The organism is Ligilactobacillus pabuli (assembly GCF_022836475.1).
Classification (GTDB): domain Bacteria; phylum Bacillota; class Bacilli; order Lactobacillales; family Lactobacillaceae; genus Ligilactobacillus; species Ligilactobacillus pabuli.
Genome location: NZ_BQXH01000021.1, coordinates 17,041 through 35,429 on the forward strand (window position 1 = coordinate 17,041; position 18,389 = coordinate 35,429).

Annotated in this window: 18 protein-coding genes; 17 read left to right on the top strand and 1 reads right to left on the bottom strand. The window is 42.5% G+C overall.

Annotated features, from left to right (window positions below; all coding sequences use genetic code 11):
- Nucleotides 1–45: 45 nt before the first annotated feature.
- The 4 genes from gyrA (at nucleotide 46) to rpsR (ending at nucleotide 4,021) form a co-directional block, all read left to right on the top strand.
- Nucleotides 46–2,631 carry a DNA gyrase subunit A gene (gyrA, locus tag LPAF129_RS09305; protein ID WP_265747531.1) on the top strand — a complete coding sequence of 862 codons (2,586 nt, stop codon included), beginning with the start codon at nucleotides 46–48 and terminating at the stop codon, nucleotides 2,629–2,631.
- A 272-nt stretch (nucleotides 2,632–2,903) separates the two neighbouring features.
- On the top strand, nucleotides 2,904–3,194 hold the full coding sequence (gene rpsF, locus LPAF129_RS09310) for a 30S ribosomal protein S6 (RefSeq protein WP_244056539.1): 291 nt from the start codon (nucleotides 2,904–2,906) through the stop codon (nucleotides 3,192–3,194).
- Nucleotides 3,195–3,224: 30 nt separating this feature from the next.
- Nucleotides 3,225–3,764, top strand: a complete 540-nt coding sequence (gene ssb, locus LPAF129_RS09315; RefSeq protein WP_244056541.1) for a single-stranded DNA-binding protein — start codon at nucleotides 3,225–3,227, stop codon at nucleotides 3,762–3,764.
- A gap of 20 nt (nucleotides 3,765–3,784) precedes the next feature.
- Nucleotides 3,785–4,021, top strand: a complete 237-nt coding sequence (rpsR, locus tag LPAF129_RS09320; RefSeq protein ID WP_244056543.1) for a 30S ribosomal protein S18 — start codon at nucleotides 3,785–3,787, stop codon at nucleotides 4,019–4,021.
- Between the two features lie 286 nt (nucleotides 4,022–4,307).
- Here rpsR and LPAF129_RS09325 read toward each other — a convergent pair whose 3' ends face one another.
- Nucleotides 4,308–5,009, bottom strand: coding sequence for a GntR family transcriptional regulator (locus tag LPAF129_RS09325; protein WP_244056585.1), 702 nt, complete (start codon nucleotides 5,007–5,009; stop codon nucleotides 4,308–4,310).
- Nucleotides 5,010–5,245: 236 nt separating this feature from the next.
- Here LPAF129_RS09325 and LPAF129_RS09330 point away from each other — a divergent pair, with 236 nt between their 5' ends.
- The 13 genes from LPAF129_RS09330 to LPAF129_RS09390 all read left to right on the top strand — a co-directional run bounded on the left by LPAF129_RS09330 (nucleotide 5,246) and on the right by LPAF129_RS09390 (nucleotide 18,152).
- On the top strand, nucleotides 5,246–7,009 hold the full coding sequence (locus LPAF129_RS09330) for a glycoside hydrolase family 35 protein (protein WP_507762890.1): 1,764 nt from the start codon (nucleotides 5,246–5,248) through the stop codon (nucleotides 7,007–7,009).
- A gap of 13 nt (nucleotides 7,010–7,022) precedes the next feature.
- On the top strand, nucleotides 7,023–7,502 hold the full coding sequence (locus LPAF129_RS09335) for a PTS sugar transporter subunit IIB (protein ID WP_244056548.1): 480 nt from the start codon (nucleotides 7,023–7,025) through the stop codon (nucleotides 7,500–7,502).
- A 16-nt stretch (nucleotides 7,503–7,518) separates the two neighbouring features.
- On the top strand, nucleotides 7,519–8,421 hold the full coding sequence (locus LPAF129_RS09340; protein ID WP_244056550.1) for a PTS mannose/fructose/sorbose/N-acetylgalactosamine transporter subunit IIC: 903 nt from the start codon (nucleotides 7,519–7,521) through the stop codon (nucleotides 8,419–8,421).
- Nucleotides 8,408–9,229, top strand: coding sequence for a PTS system mannose/fructose/sorbose family transporter subunit IID (locus tag LPAF129_RS09345; RefSeq protein WP_244056553.1), 822 nt, complete (start codon nucleotides 8,408–8,410; stop codon nucleotides 9,227–9,229). Before LPAF129_RS09340 ends, LPAF129_RS09345 begins: the two co-directional genes overlap by 14 nt.
- A 99-nt stretch (nucleotides 9,230–9,328) precedes the next feature.
- The gene (locus tag LPAF129_RS09350) at nucleotides 9,329–9,727 is read left to right on the top strand and encodes a PTS sugar transporter subunit IIA (RefSeq protein WP_244056556.1); all 399 of its coding nucleotides are present in this window, start codon (nucleotides 9,329–9,331) and stop codon (nucleotides 9,725–9,727) included.
- Between the two features lie 17 nt (nucleotides 9,728–9,744).
- Nucleotides 9,745–10,911: an AgaS family sugar isomerase gene (locus LPAF129_RS09355; protein WP_244056559.1), complete on the top strand. Its 1,167-nt coding sequence runs from the start codon at nucleotides 9,745–9,747 to the stop codon at nucleotides 10,909–10,911.
- Between the two features lie 18 nt (nucleotides 10,912–10,929).
- Nucleotides 10,930–12,078: an N-acetylglucosamine-6-phosphate deacetylase gene (gene nagA, locus LPAF129_RS09360; protein WP_244056561.1), complete on the top strand. Its 1,149-nt coding sequence runs from the start codon at nucleotides 10,930–10,932 to the stop codon at nucleotides 12,076–12,078.
- Nucleotides 12,079–12,264: 186 nt separating this feature from the next.
- Nucleotides 12,265–13,035 (top strand): DeoR/GlpR family DNA-binding transcription regulator, encoded by a 771-nt coding sequence (locus tag LPAF129_RS09365; protein ID WP_244056564.1) that lies wholly within the window; start codon nucleotides 12,265–12,267, stop codon nucleotides 13,033–13,035.
- Nucleotides 13,036–13,488: 453 nt separating this feature from the next.
- The gene (locus LPAF129_RS09370) at nucleotides 13,489–14,268 is read left to right on the top strand and encodes an ABC transporter ATP-binding protein (RefSeq protein ID WP_244056567.1); all 780 of its coding nucleotides are present in this window, start codon (nucleotides 13,489–13,491) and stop codon (nucleotides 14,266–14,268) included.
- Nucleotides 14,262–16,079, top strand: coding sequence for an FtsX-like permease family protein (locus LPAF129_RS09375; RefSeq protein ID WP_244056569.1), 1,818 nt, complete (start codon nucleotides 14,262–14,264; stop codon nucleotides 16,077–16,079). The genes LPAF129_RS09370 and LPAF129_RS09375 overlap by 7 nt, the downstream gene beginning before the upstream one ends.
- 51 nt (nucleotides 16,080–16,130) lie before the next feature.
- Entirely contained in the window at nucleotides 16,131–16,502 is a 372-nt protein-coding gene (locus tag LPAF129_RS09380; RefSeq protein ID WP_244056571.1) for a GntR family transcriptional regulator, read from the top strand.
- Nucleotides 16,499–17,368, top strand: a complete 870-nt coding sequence (locus tag LPAF129_RS09385; protein WP_244056574.1) for an ATP-binding cassette domain-containing protein — start codon at nucleotides 16,499–16,501, stop codon at nucleotides 17,366–17,368. Before LPAF129_RS09380 ends, LPAF129_RS09385 begins: the two co-directional genes overlap by 4 nt.
- Before the next feature lies 1 nt (nucleotide 17,369).
- Nucleotides 17,370–18,152 (top strand): ABC transporter permease, encoded by a 783-nt coding sequence (locus LPAF129_RS09390; RefSeq protein WP_244056576.1) that lies wholly within the window; start codon nucleotides 17,370–17,372, stop codon nucleotides 18,150–18,152.
- Nucleotides 18,153–18,389 lie beyond the last annotated feature (237 nt).

Here is an 18,389-nt window from a genome sequence, read left to right on the forward strand (position 1 = left end):
CCGGGAAATAATTAGTAGTGGAAGTTATTTTAGGAGGTCAGAAAGTTGGTAGATATACCAGATCGAATTAAAAATGTCGATTTATCTAAGGTGATGCGGACATCTTTCCTTGATTATGCGATGAGTGTGATCGTGGCGCGTGCTTTACCAGACGTCCGCGATGGGTTAAAGCCAGTTCACCGCCGGATCTTATACGGAATGAATGAACTGGGTGTTACACCTGAAAAGCCTTATAAAAAATCGGCCAGAATCGTCGGTGAAGTTATGGGGAAATTCCATCCGCACGGTGATTCAGCAATTTATGAATCAATGGTTCGGATGGCTCAGGACTTTAGTTACCGCTACATGTTAGTTGATGGACACGGAAACTTCGGCTCAGTCGATGGCGATGGCGCAGCTGCCATGCGTTATACTGAAGCCCGGATGTCTAAGATCACGCTAGAAATGCTCCGTGACATCAACAAGGATACAATCGATTTTGCACCGAACTATGATGGAACTGAAAGAGAACCAAAAGTGCTGCCAGCTCGTTTCCCAAACCTCTTAGTCAACGGGGCGACAGGGATCGCGGTCGGGATGACCACCAATATTCCGCCGCATAACTTGGCAGAAGTTATTTCAGGACTCCATATTTTAATGGATAACCCAGATGCAACTGTGGCTGACTTGATGGAAGCCATCCCAGGACCAGATTTTCCAACTGGCGGGATCGTAATGGGCAAGTCCGGCATTCGGAAAGCCTATGAAACCGGACATGGTCACATTGTGTTGCGGGCTAAAGTCGATATTACCGAGCAAAAGAACGGTAAAGAACAAATTATTGTTAACGAGTTGCCATATATGGTCAACAAAGCTCGTTTGATTGAACGGATCGCAGAATTAGCACGTGAACGTAAGATCGAAGGAATTACAGACATTAAAGATGAATCTGACCGTGAAGGAATGCGGATCACAATTGATATTCGTCGTGACATGAGTGCCTCAGTAGTTTTGAATAATCTGTACAAGTTAACGTTAATGCAGACGTCATTTGGCTTTAACATGCTGGCAATCGTTGGTGGTACGCCAAAATTACTCAGCTTAAAGCAGATCTTGCAGTACTACTTGAAACACCAAGAAGAAGTTATTCGTCGTCGGACTCAATTTGACTTGAAGAAAGCCAAGGCCCGGGCTCATATCTTGGAAGGTTTGCGGATTGCTTTGGATCATATCCAAGCAATTATTGATATTATCCGCAGCTCTCAAAGCGGGGACGTCGCTAAAGACCGGTTGATGAAAGAATACAACTTAAGTGATAAACAAGCCCAAGCAATTTTGGACATGCGCTTGGTTCGTTTGACCGGTTTGGAACGCGATAAGGTCGAAAACGATTATAACAAGACTATGGCTGCCATTGCTGATTACGAAGATATCTTGGCACATACTGAACGGATCAACCAGATCATTTACGAAGAATTATTACAAATTCAAGAAAAATTTGGTGATGATCGTCGGACAGAACTCCTCGTGGGTGACGTGACAAGTATCGAAGACGAAGACTTGATCGAAGAAGAGTCTGTTGTGATCACTTTGACTCATAACGGCTACATCAAGCGGATGCCAACCAGTGAATTTAAGGCACAAAACCGTGGTGGTCGTGGAGTCCAAGGAATGGGTGTTCATGAAGGCGACTTTATTGAACAGCTATTATCAACTTCGACTCATGATGAACTATTATTCTTTACCAATACTGGGAAAGTTTATAGTTCTAAAGGTTACCAGATCCCTGAATACGGTCGTTCCGCTAAGGGAATCCCAGTCATCAATATGTTAAATATTGATCCGGAAGAAAAGGTTGCGACAATGATTGCTGTTCCGCGTGAAGATAAAGAAAATATTGATGTAGATCATGTCTTCTTGTTCTTTACGACGAAAAATGGGGTCGTTAAACGGACGGCTGTTTCAGAATTCTTGAACATCCGTAAGAATGGTTTGAAGGCCATTACTCTACGTGAAGGTGATGAACTGATCGGTGTTTCGCAAACTGATGGTCAAACTAACATGATCATTGGGACTCACCAAGGATATGCAGTTTCATTTGCTGAAGAAAAAGTACGGTCGATGGGTCGTTCTGCTGCCGGTGTTCGTGGAGTTCGCTTGAACGAAAACGATTATGTTATCGGAGCCGATGTTTTACGTCCAGACAGTAAAGTCTTTGTCATTTCCGAAAAAGGTTATGGTAAACAGACACCAGCTAGTGAATACGCGATTCGCGGCCGGGGCGTCAAAGGTGTGAAGACCGTTAATATCACCGCCAAAAATGGTCCGTTAGTTGGCTTAACGACCGTAAATGGTGATGAAGATATTATGGTGATCACCAATAAGGGTGTCTTGATCAGATTTGATATTGCGAACGTTTCTACAACTGGTCGTGCAACCTTAGGGGTCCACTTGATCAACTTGGAAGAAGATTCCTTTGTTTCAACTATGGCCAAAGTTGCTCCTGATGAAGATGAGACCGAAGACGCAGACTCTGAAACTGAAGAAACAGCTCCAGTTGTAACAGAGCAAGCAACTGCAGAAGCAGATTCCGCAGCTGAAGAACCTGCCGCAACTGAAAGTGAAACAGAAGATCCAAATAATTTAAATTAATTTTGCAAAAAAAAACACAAATCGCGATTTTTTACGTATCTACTCTATGTAGAGCAAATTAAGATTATGGTGTTTTAACAAGAGAGATGGATTTAACTAAAGGGTTTTAGGGTTATTCAGCGGTGCTGTGCGTTTTTTGCCAGCAGTTATTGCAATAGGGCAATAATCGTGATATAATTCTAAATCGTGAGTATCTAAGCATTATTAGATTACTCTCCTTGTCCTCTATTCAGGATAGGGGGCCAAAAGTCCATAAGGAGGTGTAAACAGTCATGACAAATTATGAAATTACCTACATTATCAGCCCAGCAATCGACGAAGCTGCCAAGAGTGCCTTGGTAGAACGTTTTGATAGCGTCTTAACAGATAACGGTGCTGAAATCGTAGATTCAAAAGACTGGTCTAAGCGTCGTTTTGCTTACGAAATTGGTGGTTTTACAGAAGGTATCTACCATATTGTAAACGCCAAAGCAGACAACGCCGAAGCAATCAACGAATTTGACCGTCTTGCAAAGTTCAATGACGGAATCTTGCGTCATATGATCGTTAAACGAGAAGCTTAATTTTTTTGAAATCAGAAGGGGGAACGAATTTTGATCAATAGAGCCGTATTAGTCGGACGACTGACCCGTGATCCTGATTTGCGCTACACATCTTCCGGAGCTGCCGTTGCTTCATTTACAGTTGCTGTTGATCGGCCATTTACTAACCGTTCAGGTGAACGAGAAGCCGATTTTATCAATTGTACAATGTGGCGGAAAGCAGCCGAGAACTTTGCTAATTTTACGCATAAGGGTTCGATGGTTGGAATTGATGGACGAATTCAAACTCGTTCATATGAAAATCAACAAGGAAATCGCGTGTACGTAACAGAAGTTGTTGCTGACAATTTTTCACTGCTTGAGTCTAAAGCTCAATCAGAGCAATATCGTCAACAACATCCTAGTTCTCAGGGTAATTCTGCTCCTTCTTCGCAATATTCATCACAACAGAGTAATAGTAATCCGTATGGCAATCCTGCTAACAACAATCAGGGTGGCTATCAAAGCCAAAACAAGCCTGATAGCTCAAATGATCCGTTTGCAGACAATGGCCAACAGATCGATATCTCTGATGATGATTTGCCATTCTAGTAATTAGAGGAGGGAAAAACATGGCACAACAACGTAGAGGCGGCCGTCGTCGTCGTAAAGTTGACTTTATCGCAGCAAACCATATCGAATATATCGATTATAAAGATACTGACTTGTTGAGAAGATTTATCTCAGAACGCGGTAAGATCTTGCCACGTCGTGTTTCAGGTACAAGCGCTAAAAACCAACGTAAGTTGACAATCGCTATCAAGCGTGCGCGCATCATGGGCTTATTGCCTTTCGTATCAGAAGATTAATCACGTTAAAGTGAAAGAAAAAGGCTCCAGGAATGAAAACTTCATTCTTGGAGCCTTTTTTTTGCGCTGATTGATTAATAGCAGGGACATTTGTGTTTGAATCTTAGTTTTCTTACATCAATTTATTGATACTCAACGCCCGTTGCCCTCCGCTCTGTGATTGTAGTCAAGCTGCGTGAAACAGAAAGTTCCGCTTATCCAAGCCCAGCCTTCAATGCCAAAAACGCATTAAAGACTGGGCTCCGATAATGCTCACTTTCTAACCGTTTCACTCCGCTCTGTTTCTTTAGTCATTGACAATTTCAATTTGATAATAATCCCAACGCTTATAGGTGATCACATATTCCGCCACGATTTTTTTTAAAGACAACCAAGTTTTTTTCTCCTGAAAAACTGTTGGCTGCTCCGGCGAAATTTGCAGTACATCAGCGATTTCTTTCGGCGTTGGAAAACAAATTTTATTGATTTCTCTTGAAGGCATGTCGTTGAGGTTCAACGAAAAATCACTCCGAAAACGATGATAGATCGAATTATAGTAGCTTAATTGTTGGGGCTTTAAAATAAACTGCTCAGGGATGTAAGAATGGTGATAAATATAGGGAACGCCATCCGCTGTGCGTAACCGGACGATTTTATAATATTGTCCACTTGTGGATAAGTTTAATTCCTGGAGGATCTGTGGATTATTTTCTTTAGTAATCGAAAGTACCTGAACTTGATCGTCATCAGAAGAAAAAATTTCTTTATCAGTAAAACGAACTAACTTGTTGACTCGTTTGCGGGAAATAAAAGTCCCTTTTCCCTGAAAACGGACCAAGTAACCTTCCTTTACTAGTTCTTTGATTGCACGGATCACAGTGATCGAACTAGCATCATAAATTTCAACTAGTTCTGATTCACTAAAAAATTTATCACCGCTGGAGTATTTACCACTCAGAATTTGTTTTTTTAAATCTTCTTTGATCGTCAGATATTTAGGGGTTTTCAAAGTTCTCATCTCTTTCTTGCCACTTAGTACCTTAAGTTTAACTGATGAATTGGTATAAGTGAAATTTTATCTAAAAGTTACAATTGAATAGAATTAACCAAACTATTTAGTCAGGGAAAATGACGTTATCTATGCTAGATAGATTTATTTAATTTAATAAAATGGAAACGTTTACACTAACTACTTATTATGTTAATATACTAAGTGGAAAAGATAAAGCAGAAAGGATGGATCAAGTGGAAAAATTTAGTGTGGGGCAACACGATTTTTATTTGAACGATCAGAAGTTTCAGATCCTGTCGGGGGCGATCCACTATTTTCGGGTCCATCCCAGCGATTGGCAACACTCGCTGCATAATTTAAAGGCCCTTGGTTTCAACACAGTCGAAACTTATATTCCGTGGAATGTGCATGAACCGCATGAGGGACAGTTTGAATTCAGCGGTGGAGCTGATTTACAGAAGTTTATTGAATTAGCGCAAACAGAAGGCCTCTACGTCATCGTTAGACCATCGCCATACATTTGCGCTGAGTGGGAGTTTGGGGGCTTACCTGCCTGGTTATTGACTAAAGATTGCCGCTTGCGTTCCGCTGATCCAGAATTTTTACGGCTAGTGGCAAATTATTATCAGCAATTATTTCAAATTTTGGTGCCGCTTCAACTGACACACGGCGGTCCGATTTTAATGATGCAGGTGGAAAATGAGTATGGTTCCTATAGTGAAGACCATGAGTATCTAGCTCGTTTACGTGAATTGATGTTGGCTAATGGGGTCGATGTGCCGCTCTTTACTGCAGATGGAGCATGGCACGCGACCTTAGCAGCAGGAAGTATGCTGGAAGAAGGAATCCTGGAAACTGGTAATTTTGGCTCTCATGCCAAAGAAAATTTTGCCAATTTACGTGCTTTCCAGCAAGAACATGACTGCGAGCAGCCGCTCATGAACATGGAGTTTTGGGATGGCTGGTTTGACCGCTGGGGTGAACCACTGCATGTCAGGGACCAAGATGAGATGGTTCAGGCCTTAAAAGAAGTGCTGGAACTTGGCAGTGTCAATCTCTATATGTTCCACGGCGGGACCAACTTCGGCTTTATGAATGGCTGTTCTGCCAGACAAGACCACGATTTGCCGCAAGTGACTTCCTATGACTACGGCGCACCGCTTAATGAGCAAGGGAATCCTACTCCTGGTTACTACAAAATTAAACGAATGCTTAAAGAACTGCGACCTGACGTTTCACAGACTGACCCGTGGATCAAAGACAGCTTTAGCTTGAGTCAGATCCCTTTGCAAGCCAAGGTCAGCTTGTTTGAAGTCTTGGACCAGATTAGTACCAAGACCGTCACGAAGTACCCCCAGTCGATGGAAAAACTGGGACAAAATTATGGTTATCTGTTGTACCGGACAATTACTAAACGTGATGCAGTGGATGAACGTTACCGCATTATCAGTGGACGTGACCGGGCTCAATTCTTCTTAAATCAAGAATTGCAAGCTACCCAGTACCAAGAAGAAATTGGGACAGATATTTTAGTCAAACAACCGCAAGAAACCAACCAGCTCGATCTCTTGCTAGAAAATATGGGGCGGGTCAATTATGGACACAAACTAGTGGCCGAAACGCAACAAAAAGGGATTCGCGGCGGAGTTATGAGTGACTTGCACTATTTGTTGGATTGGGAACAATACTCCTTAGACTTTTCTCGAGTCGCAGAGCTTGATTTTACCCGGCGCTGGGAAAAAGGAGTTCCCGCTTTTTATCAATTTTCTTTTGAACTCGAACAAGTTCAAGATACTAATATTGATCTAAGCGGATTTGGAAAGGGAGTTGTCATTGTTAATGGCTTTAACTTAGGGCGTTTTTGGGAAATTGGACCGCGTCAGTCATTATATTTGCCGCACGGCATCTTACGACACGGACACAATGAGATCATCGTTTTTGAAACCGAAGGACGCGCTAAAGAACAACTAAACTTAGTCAAAGAACCAATTAAATAAGGAGGTTATACAAATGAGTATTATTGGAACTAGAGTAGATGGACGTTTGATCCATGGTCAGGTGGCGAACTTGTGGGTCACTAAATTACAGATCTCACGTATCATGGTGATCGATGACGATGTGGCAGAAAGTCAGATCGAAAAGAGCGGCTTAAAACTCGCAACACCAGCGGGCGTTCGCTTGAGTGTCTTACCTGTCGCTAAAGCCGCTGACCATATCTTAGCGGGCAAATACGACAGTCAACGTTTGTTGATCGTGGTCAAAGAACCGAAATATTTAGTGCAGTTAGTGGAAGCTGGGGTTCAACTGGCTGATGTGAACGTGGGGACTTTGGCACGAGGCAATGCCCAAAAGACAGTGACACATCAAATTTCAGTCACCGCCGAAGATATTGCTGATTTTAAGCAGTTAGATGAAAAGGGCGTCCACTTATTTGCCCAACTTAATCCAAGTGTTAAAGCTGAAGATTTTATGAAACTATTGCAAAGTTAAAAAGGAGGAATTTCTAATGGACATTTCATGGTGGCAGATCTTACTTTTGACCCTCTATGCAGGTTACCAGATCTTAGACGAACTGGAAATCAACTCTAGTGCTGGGTCAGCTGTTTTTGCTGGGTTTATTACTGGTGTGATCATGGGTGACGTCAAGGCCGGTTTGTTAATTGGTGGTAGTATGCAATTAACGATCTTAGGTGTCGGAACTTTTGGCGGCGCTTCCAGAATTGATGCGAACTCCGGAACTGTTTTAGCGACAGCTTTCTCTGTTGCGATCGGAATGAAGCCGGAACAAGCTATTGCTGCAATTGCGGTTCCAGTGGCATCACTAATGATTCAAACGGATATTTTAGCTCGCTTCGCTAACACGTATTTTGCTCATCGAATTGATAAGAATATTGAAGACTTTAATTATTCTGCAATTAATCGTAATTTCTTATTGGGGAACTTGCCGTGGGCACTGTCACGGATGTTGCCAGTCTTCTTAGCCTTAGCTTTCGGTGGCGGTTTAGTTACACGAGTAGTTAATTATTTGAACACAGACCTGAAGTGGCTGGGCGATGGCCTTGCAGTCGCTGGTGCGATCTTGCCAGCAGTTGGTTTTGCTATTTTGCTTCGTTACTTGCCAGTCAAGAAACACTTCCCATACTTGGTCTTAGGTTTTACTTTGACAGCTTTACTGTCGACCATCTTCACCAACGTGCAAACTTTGGGAACTGGTTTACAAGGTGTCGCTAAAGGCTTCACAGGTGCCTTTAACTCACTACCAATGCTTGCGATCGCTTTGATTGGTTTTGGTTTGGCAGCAATCAGTTACAAGAATAGTTTGGCCAACAATAATCGACCAAGCGGACCTAGTCAAGACTCAAGCTCAGCAAATAATGATGAGGGGGAAATCGAAGATGACGAACTCTAATGAAAAGCAAAATTATCAACTAACAGATGCGGATTTTAAACAAATTAACCGTCGGAGTTTGTTCCTGTTTCAATCAGGTTGGAACTACGAAAGAATGCAAAATACCGGGTATCTCTACCTGATTTTGCCGCAATTGCGTAAAATCTACGGTGATGATACACCTGAATTGAAGCAAGCGATGAAGACGCACGTCCAGTTCTTTAATACGTCAAACTTCTTTAACACGATCATTACCGGGATCGACTTAGCTCTGGAAGAAAAACAAGGAGCCGAATCCTTGGACGCTGTAGCCGGGATCAAAGCAGGTTTGTTAGGACCTTTCGCTGCAATCGGTGATTCATTGTTTGCCGCCTTGGTTCCAACGATTTTTGGGACGATTGCCGCTAACATGGCGATCAACGGTAACCCAACGGGGGTCTTCATCTGGGTCTTAGCTAATATCTTTATTATGGTCTTCCGTTGGAAACAACTGAAGTTTGCCTATAAAGAAGGGGTCAACTTAGTGACCACCATGCAAAACCAGATGAGTGCGTTGACAGATGCCGCCACGATCTTAGGGGTCTTCATGGTTGGAGCCTTAGTTGCTACTATGATCAACGTCCATATCGGCTGGCAGCCAATGCTTGGAAAAGTTCCGTTGGATATCCAGAACACCTTGGATATGTTAATGCCAAAGATCTTGCCAGCTGGGATTGCTGGAGTGATCTACTGGATGTTAGGTAAAAAGAATATGACGTCGACCCGGGCAATTTTCATTGTGTTAATTGTTTCGATTGCCTTGTCAGCCTTGGGTATCATTGCCAAATAAGTGCAGCTCAGGTTTGAACGTTGACGTCAAAAACAGGACAGATGTGGACATACTTCTGTCTTGTTTTGCATTCAAAAATAAAAATGAGGGTGAAAAGTAATGGCAGCACCATTAGTATTGATCAGTCACGGAAACTTATGCGTTGAACTAAAGAAAAGTGTGGAACTTATCATGGGACCACAACCAGACATTCGGACGGTTGCGTTAGAGCCAAAAGCAGGCCCAGCAGAATTTTTAGCTGAGTTTACCCAAGCGACAGAAGACTTGGAGGACTTTGTGGTTTTTGCCGACTTATATGGCGGGACACCGTGCAATGTGGCAGCCAAATTATTATTAGGCGGAGCGACCTTCAAGCTGTACGCCGGAATGAATATGGCGATGGTCATTGATTATTTAAATGCCGCCATGTTGGGACAAGACCCTAATCCAGTTAGCGGCGGAACGAATGGAATTTGTGATGTGAATGCTCAGTTGCAACAGTTGACTGACGACGATTAAGAAGGAGGACACTGAAAATGTATCAACTAGCTCAAGCAGAATTGGAAAAATTAGGTGCAAGTATTACGACCAGAGAAATTAAACAGGAACCACAACTGTGGGAAGAAACACTCCAAATTTATCGGGACCATTTGTCGGCTTTGACGGATTTCTTAACTGCAGTTAAAGCCCAGGCTAATGGCCCAGTCCGGGTCGTCTTCACCGGCGCGGGGACTTCTCAGTATGTCGGGGATACAGTGGTGCCATATTTACGTCGAAATAGTGCCAGCAGTGAATACCGGTTTGAAAGTCTTGGCAGTACAGATATCGTGTCTGCTCCAGAAGAAACTTTACTGTCAGACGAACCAACTTTGCTAGTGTCCTTTGCTCGTAGCGGAAATAGTCCTGAAAGTGTGGCTGCCGTCAAATTAGCTGAACAAAAGGTGAAAAACATCCACCATTTGATGATCACTTGTGCAGCAGATGGTGCCCTGGCAGTTGATGGGAAACAAGCAGAAAATACTTTCGTATTATTGATGCCAGAATTATCCAACGATGGCGGTTTTGCGATGACTGGTAGTTTTTCATGTATGACCTTAGCGGCTTTATTGACGTTTGACCAGACTGATTTAGAGACCAAAGCACAGTATGTCGCTCAGGTCAGCGACTTAGGACGTGAGGTCGTTAAACGGGAAGCAGAAATTCAAACGATCGTTGATCAGGACTTTAGTCGGCTCATTTATCTGGGATCTGGTAGTTTAGCAGGCTTAACCCGTGAGGCACAGTTGAAAGTTCTAGAATTGACCGCTGGTAAAATTGCGACTGTCTTTGACTCCTCGATGGGATTCCGGCATGGACCAAAATCATTCGTCAATGAAAGCACCCTGGTCTTTGATTTTGTAAATAATGACGAATATACCCGCGACTATGACTTAGATGTGATGGAAGAGATCAAAGGTGACCAAATTGCCTTACAGACCGTTACGGTTGGTCAGGCAGGCAAACGAAACTTTAGTGGTGATAAGTTCGAATTTAGCGGCGGACAGTTATTACCAGACGGCTACTTGGCCTTAGCTGACGTGATGTTTGCGCAAACCTTAGCGTTATTGACCTCGGTCAAGATCAAGAATAAACCAGATACTCCTTCACCAACAGGCACAGTTAACCGGGTGGTCAAAGGTGTAACGATCCATCCATTAGCATAAGACGGGGAGGGATAAGCTATGCATTATTATCTGCACGCAGCTAAGTTTATTTTGGCCTCAGGTTTAGCTGAGAATGGTTATTTGGAAGTCAAGGATGGCAAGTTTGGCCGCTACACTCCGGACCGGCCGGCTGAAGGTCAGATCGTCGATTTAGGTCAGCAGATCGTTGCGCCGGGACTGGTGGATACGCACATTCATGGTTATGACGACCATGACGTGATGGACCATGATTTTGCCGGCTTAAATGCGATTTCTCAAGGACTCTTGTCTTGTGGGGTAACTTCATTTTTACCCACTACCTTAACAGCTGGCACTGAAACTTTAACGGAAACCTGTCAGTTGATCAGCAGCCGTTACCAGGATGTGACTGGTGCCCGGATCAAAGGAATTTTCTTTGAAGGACCATTTTTCACGACGGAGCATAAAGGCGCCCAGAATCCGGAATATATGGGCGACCCAGACCTAGAGACCTTTGACCGCTGGCAAACTGCGGCTCAGGGAATGTTAAAGAAGATCGCTGTGGCACCGGAGCGCGCGGGAACCGCCGAGTTTATTGAAAAAGTGAGCCAGTCAGGAGTCAAGGTCGGCTTGGGCCATAGCTCTGCGACCTATGAGCAGGGGCTGGCAGCCGTTTATGAGGGTGCTAGTATCTTTGTGCATACTTTTAACGGGATGAGTGGCTTAAGCCACCATGCGCCCGGATTAGTGGGCGCGGCAATGAGTACCCCGAATACTTTTGCGGAACTGATCTGCGATGGTCACCACGTTGAGCCAGGGGCTGCGAACCTATTGATTGCTGAAAAAGGTAGCGATAAGATTGCCCTGGTGACCGACTGTATGAGTGCTGGCGGAATGCCCGAAGGCGATTACCAGTTGGGAGAATTTCCAGTCATCGTCAAGGACGGTGCGGCTCGTTTGAAAGACGGCGGCAGCTTAGCCGGCAGTGTCCTAAAGCTGATCCAAGCCGTACAAAACTTAGTCCAATGGGGCCAGGTTGGTTTGTATGATGCCTTTAAGATGGCCAGCTACGTTCCAGCCCGCAGTGTGGGAATCGATGATGAATGCGGCTTGATTGCTGCAGGACGAACGGCTGACTACATTGTAGTTGATCCTGAAATCGAACTGCAGGCGACTTATTTAGCCGGTCAGCAAGTTTATCAACGATAAGCTCACAACATTAAAAATAGCGATGAATCAGCTTGAAAAGCAGCGAGTGTCATTAGTTTGATGCCGGTGCTTTTTTGTTACTTTTAGACTGTTTTAGCCGTACATTTTAGCGTATGATAAGGATAAAATACTATTAGCGGATTAAATGATAGTATTAGCTTGAGAGATACGGCAGGTGAAATAAAGATGTTAAAACGAGAAAGATTACAAACAATTCAGGAATTAGTACAAAAGCACGGTATTATTACCGTGAAAGACTTGATCGATCAGTTGGATGTTTCAGATATGACGATTCGCCGTGATTTAGATGAACTAGCAGCTAGCGGTAAACTGGTGCGAGTCCATGGGGGCGCGCAAAGCATCGACAGTAGTGAGAATAATGAGCTGACTCATTTGGAGAAAAAAGAGATCCACTTGATAGAAAAGCAGCAGATCGCAAAAAGAGCGGCAAAACTGATCGAAGAAGGCGATACGATCTATATTGGTCCGGGGACGACCCAGGAACTGATCGAACGCTATTTGCCGACCATGTCTAGTTTGCGTGTTGTCACTAACAGTTTACCGATTTTTCAGAGTTGGAAATCGAAGAAGAATATCGACTTAATTCTAGTTGGCGGTAATTATCGGCATCGTTCAGGGGCGTTTATTGGCGGTTTGGCAAATGACACCTTGGCAGAATTGAAGTTTAATAAAGCTTTTGTAGGTGTGAATGGTATTCATAATGAAAGTATGATGACGGCCAATACCGAAGAAGGAACCTCACAGAGTGTGGCGCTTAACAATGCGAAAGAAAAGATTGTTTTGGCTGACCAGTTTAAAATTAACCGGGACGATTTTTACCAGTTCTATAATTTGTATGACGTCGACCGATTGATCACGAATCCACAGTTACCCGCAGATATTCTGGCGCACTACCAGCAGTTTACTCAGGTAATACTGGCGGGTGAAAAAAATTAATTAGTTGCTGGGACACTAGCGAAGTTGGCTAGTGTTTTTTACTAGTCAATAATGTTTCACGTGAAACATAGAGTGTTTTGCAGGTAAAGAGCAAGGAAGGCAGCGAAAAGGCAGAATTTAAAAAATACTGAGCTTGCGAAACGAAATAAGATCTGTAGCAAGATAACACAAAGCACTAGTCTACTTACGATAGATTAGGGCTTTTTCTTTATAGTCATTTTGATTGTGAAGGTTAGCAATTTACTAATGCTGGTGATGTCTATGGTGCATGATCTAATTACATTTTGTAACGTCAATATAAGGTGTTAGCTTGGTTACTAGCTTGGCACATTTGAAAAAAATTGTAATTAATTTAGGCTGAAATAGTTGACAGGGGCAATCCGAACCATTATAGTTAGTTACACAAGTAATTAACCAACTAATTAACTAATCTAGAAACAGGAGAATGCAATTATGGATAATCAAGCAATTGTTTCAGCAAAAAACATTAAAAAAATATATGGCCGTAAAGGCGAAAAACAATATGAAGCTTTAAAAGGGGTTAGTTTTGACGTGCACGCCGGCGAATTTGTCGGGATCATGGGAGCTTCAGGTTCTGGGAAAACGACGCTCTTGAACATCTTAACGACTTTAGACCAACCGAGTGAAGGAACTGTCGAAATCGATGGACAAAATATCACTGGCTTAAAGGGAAATGATGTCGCTGATTTTCGGGCGAAAAAAATTGGGTTTATCTTCCAGGACTTTAACTTGTTAGAGAACCTAACTAACAGCGAAAACATTGCCTTGCCAATGTCGCTGCAAAATGTTCCAATGGCAAAAGTTCAACCACAGATCAAACGCTTAGCTGAACAGTTATCGATCACTGGAATTTTGGACAAGTATCCTAATGAAATCTCTGGTGGACAAAAACAACGGGTTGCCGCAGCACGGGCTTTGATCAGTCAACCAGCTATTTTGTTCGGTGACGAACCGACTGGTGCTTTGGATTCTTCTAGCACGACCGATTTATTGGAAATGTTAACAACCGTTAACCAGGAGCAAAATGTGCCGATCTTGATGGTAACTCATGATCCATTATCAGCTAGTTACTGCCAGCGAATCTTGTTTATTCAAGATGGTCAGATCGGGCAAGAATTAAAGCGCGGCAACCAAAGCCGACAAGAATTCTACCAACAAATTATCGATGACTTAGGTGCATTTCAGGGTCAGGAGGCTAAGTATAAATGTTAGGGAAGTTAGCTTTTACAGGGATCAAGAGCCGCTTACGTGACTACTTAGTCCTATTTACCGGCTTGATCATCTCAAGCGCGGTCTTCTATATGTTTGAAACATTGGCAACCAACTCTAGCTTTTTGAGCAGCAGTACCAATGGAATGGACTCTGCCTCATTTATCTTTCAGTTTGGTTCAGTCTTATTAACCATTATCTCGTTAGTCTATATTTTTTACGCTAACTCGTTTTTACTCAGTATGCGGCAACATGATTACGGCATCTTTATGATGTTAGGAGCTAAACCCGCTAAGATCGGCCGCCTGATTTTAACAGAAACGTTAGTGATCGGTTTTCTTTCTAGCATGGTCGGGATTATCTTTGGGGGCATTTTAACAGCTTCCTTAGGTAACTACTTGATGGAGAAAATTGTCCAAATGGATTTACCTAACTTCCAGGCACTATCAGTGAAGGCTGTTGTATTGACACTCGCTTTATACTTGATCTTGTTTGTTGTTGCGGGTCTAATCAACCGGCGGAAACTGATCAAAACACCAGTTTTGGAACTCTTAAAAGGTGACAGTCAACCAAACCGTCCCAAGTTAAAACCAGTGAACCAAACTATTCAAATTGTTTTAGGCCTCGGTTTGTTAGCATTTGGTTACTATGTGATGAAACACTTTGTTGATTTTCAGTTGGCAAGTATTCCGATTGCCTTAGTGACAATCGTTTTCGGCTCATATTTCTTATTTAACGCTGTGTTTGTCTGGTTAGTAGTGTTACTAAAAAAGACCCGCTGGGCACAACAGGGAATCAATAATTTTACCCTGTCACAGTTAAGTTTTAGAATTCGTAACTATACCAAGATCTTAGCGACAGTTTCTATTTTATTTGCCTTAGCTTTAGGGGCAATTACAGTTGGGATGGGTTTTGGTAATGAAGCAGATTTGTTTACTCAAGGTTCAAGTGGCTATACGATGGCATTAAAGAATCCTAGTCAAGCAGTTAAAAAGCAAACCAACGACTTGAAGCTGGCCAGAAAGTCTAGCTATTCATTTAAAGCAACTAAAAAAGCAGTCTACTATGAAAAAGATGAGTTTGACCGCCAACCACTCCAGGATGTCAGCGACAAATGGATGAAGGCTATCTCTAAAGGCAAAAAACCAGTTGCATCTTATGATAGCCGGGATGGGAAGACCTTACAGAAAAATCCTGGGTCGCTCTATTACTTGCAGGGCGATTTTGAGCAAGAAATTAAGGTAGTTTCTGCTCAAAAATACGCTGAGATCCAAGCACCACAACAAGAACTCTTTGTTTTCCGAGTTAAAGATATCAAACAAAGCAAGGAAAAATTGGATCAAATTGTTAAGACGATTTATCCGAAGACGTTCCAGCAACAACGTGCCAACATTCCTGGCGGCTATTCTAGTTATTTGAGCGGCTTAGAGGCCTTTGGCGGCTTTGAATTCATGGGCTTCTTCTTAGGAATTGCCTTTTTAGCAATGTTAGCCAGCTGCTTAATGTTTAAGATCTTAAGCGGTGCTAATAGTGATAAACACCGGTACGAAATGTTGAACAAACTGGGAGTGCGCAAGCAAGTCTTACGTCGGTCTATTTCCCGGGAAATAATTATTTTGTACGCTCTCCCTGGAATTTTAGGAACGATCCACGTTTTATTCGGCTTACAACTGTTTAAGACCCTCTTGATCGCACCATATCAGGGAATTTGGCTGCCATTCTTGATTTTCGTAGTACTATACTTGATTTACTACTGGATCACAGTTAAGTTGTACCAAAAAATCGTCTTACCAGCAGTAGAAATTGATAAATAATAAAGAGCTAGAGTAAGCAAGGAGTGCCAGTAATGAAATTTGGTGATGATAATGCAATTTAATTTTAACAGTGCAGAACCATTGTACCTGCAAGTAGCTGAACAAATTGAAAATGCCATTTTTTTAGGCAGTTTTGCGGCTAAAGAACAGATCCCATCCACTACCGAAATTTCGCGTGACTTTCAGATCAATCCAGCAACAGTCTTAAAGGGAATGAATATTTTAGTCGCTAACGGTTTGATTCAAAAAAAGCGTGGTCTGGGAATGTTTGTCCTAGAGGATGCACAAGAAAAAATTAGAACCAAGCGTAAAGACCAGTTCTTTCAAGATTATATCGTTAAGATGGTGGTTGAAGCGCGGAACTTGGGTCTAGATCAAGCAACGATCCAATCCTTGGTAGAAAGGGGATTCACACAAGAATGACAGAGGTAACTTTAAACCAGATCAGTAAAACCTTCGGCAAACAAACTGTGCTCAAAGAAATTAGCTTTCAGTTAAAGCCAAACACGATCTATGGTTTGTTAGGACGAAATGGGGCAGGTAAAAGTACGTTGCTGAATATCCTAACGAACCGGATCCCAGCCAGTTCTGGCGAGGTTCAAATCGATGGACAAAGTAATATTAACAATGATGCAGCACTCGGAAAAATCTATTTAATGAGTGAACAAAATCTGTATCCGAGTCGGATGAAGGTCTTTCAGATCTTTCGACAAACGGCGCTCTTTTATCCAGGCTTTGATTTTGAATTAGCCCACCAACTCACGGCCAAATTTGGCTTGAACGAAAATTTACGTTTTAGCCGTTTATCGACCGGTTATCACTCAATTTTAAAAGATATTATTGCTTTGAGTGTTGATGCGGACGTGGTTTTATTGGATGAACCCACACTGGGACTTGATGCCAACCACCGGGAACTGTTTTACCAGGAACTGATGGAAACTTATGCAGACAGACCACGGACCTTCGTGATCTCGACGCATTTGATCGAAGAAATCGCGGGCTTGATCGAAAATGTCTTGTTGATCAAAGATGGTAATTTAGTTTTGAATGACTCGACTGAGAACTTATTGGCTCGCAGTTATGCGGTCACTGGACCAGAAAAACAGGTTCAAGAATACACGAAAGGTCTCAACGTGATCGGTCATGATAGTTTGGGCAAATTGCGCTCGGACTATGTCTTTGGCAAACTCGATGATGAGCGGATCTTACCGGATACGGTCAGTGTCGATGGAATTGATTTAAAGAAACTCTTTATTAACTTAACTAACCGCGAAAGTGAGGTGCACTAAGGTGAAATTTAAGCAGGCTTTTCAGTACCAATTAAAAAGAGGACTTAGCTTACTCGGCTGGACTTACTTGTGCGTGTTAATTGCCGTGACCATTGTGCCCTTGCTAATCACGACGTTAATGGGACGAATCAGTACGATTCAAGTCAGCGACTTTTTACCGTCAGGTATTTTAGAATTTGCGATTTTACTCTTCCTGATTTTCTATAGTGTCTTGCCATATGACGGCTTTCAATTTATGATCCAAAACGGGGTCGGACGTAAGACTTACTTTTACGCCCGGACGCTGACGACATGTGTCTTAGCTCTCTTTGGTTGTATCGTAAGTGTCATTTATAATTTCGCTATTTCGCCATTTAATTCTGAAGCGTTAAGTAACGACTTGTTTGGAATGCGTGAAATGTACGCGCACTTCTTCTCCAATGCACTAGTTGGAAACATGGTTTCCTTTATCGTGTGGGTCTTATTTACGATCTGTATGGCAGCTAGCTGGACTTTGGCCGGCAGTATTTTAAGCTTGTTTGATCGTCGAATTCAAGTTGCGCTAGTGATTGGTGTGCCAATCGTTTTCTTCATTGCTGCGACTGTTGTTAGTGGTTTAAACGTTGACGGACCAGTCAGAATGACATGGATCGGTAATATCGTTTATTGGATCGCTGGAGAAAATAAGGCAACTGACTTAGGAACGTACAATCCATTCCAGCCGCTATTTGCCGGAGTTGTTTATGCATTAGTCGTTTTTGGCGGTTCATACTTCTTTAATTTGAAATTAAAAACACCGCGTTAAGCAAAAAAGTCTTCCATTAGTCAAAATGTACTACGCCCTGTCAAGTTAACAAATGAAATAATATAAAATTGAATCTATTTCTAAGCGGCTTCATTCCAGTATTCATCTGGAGTGAGGCCGTTTCTTTGGGGTCTAAACTTTTTAGTGTTGATGAGTTGATCATCAGCACTTTTTTTCTACGCAAAAAGGACATCATTTGTCCTCGTGTGCTACGATTAAAGTGTCTAATTAAAATCA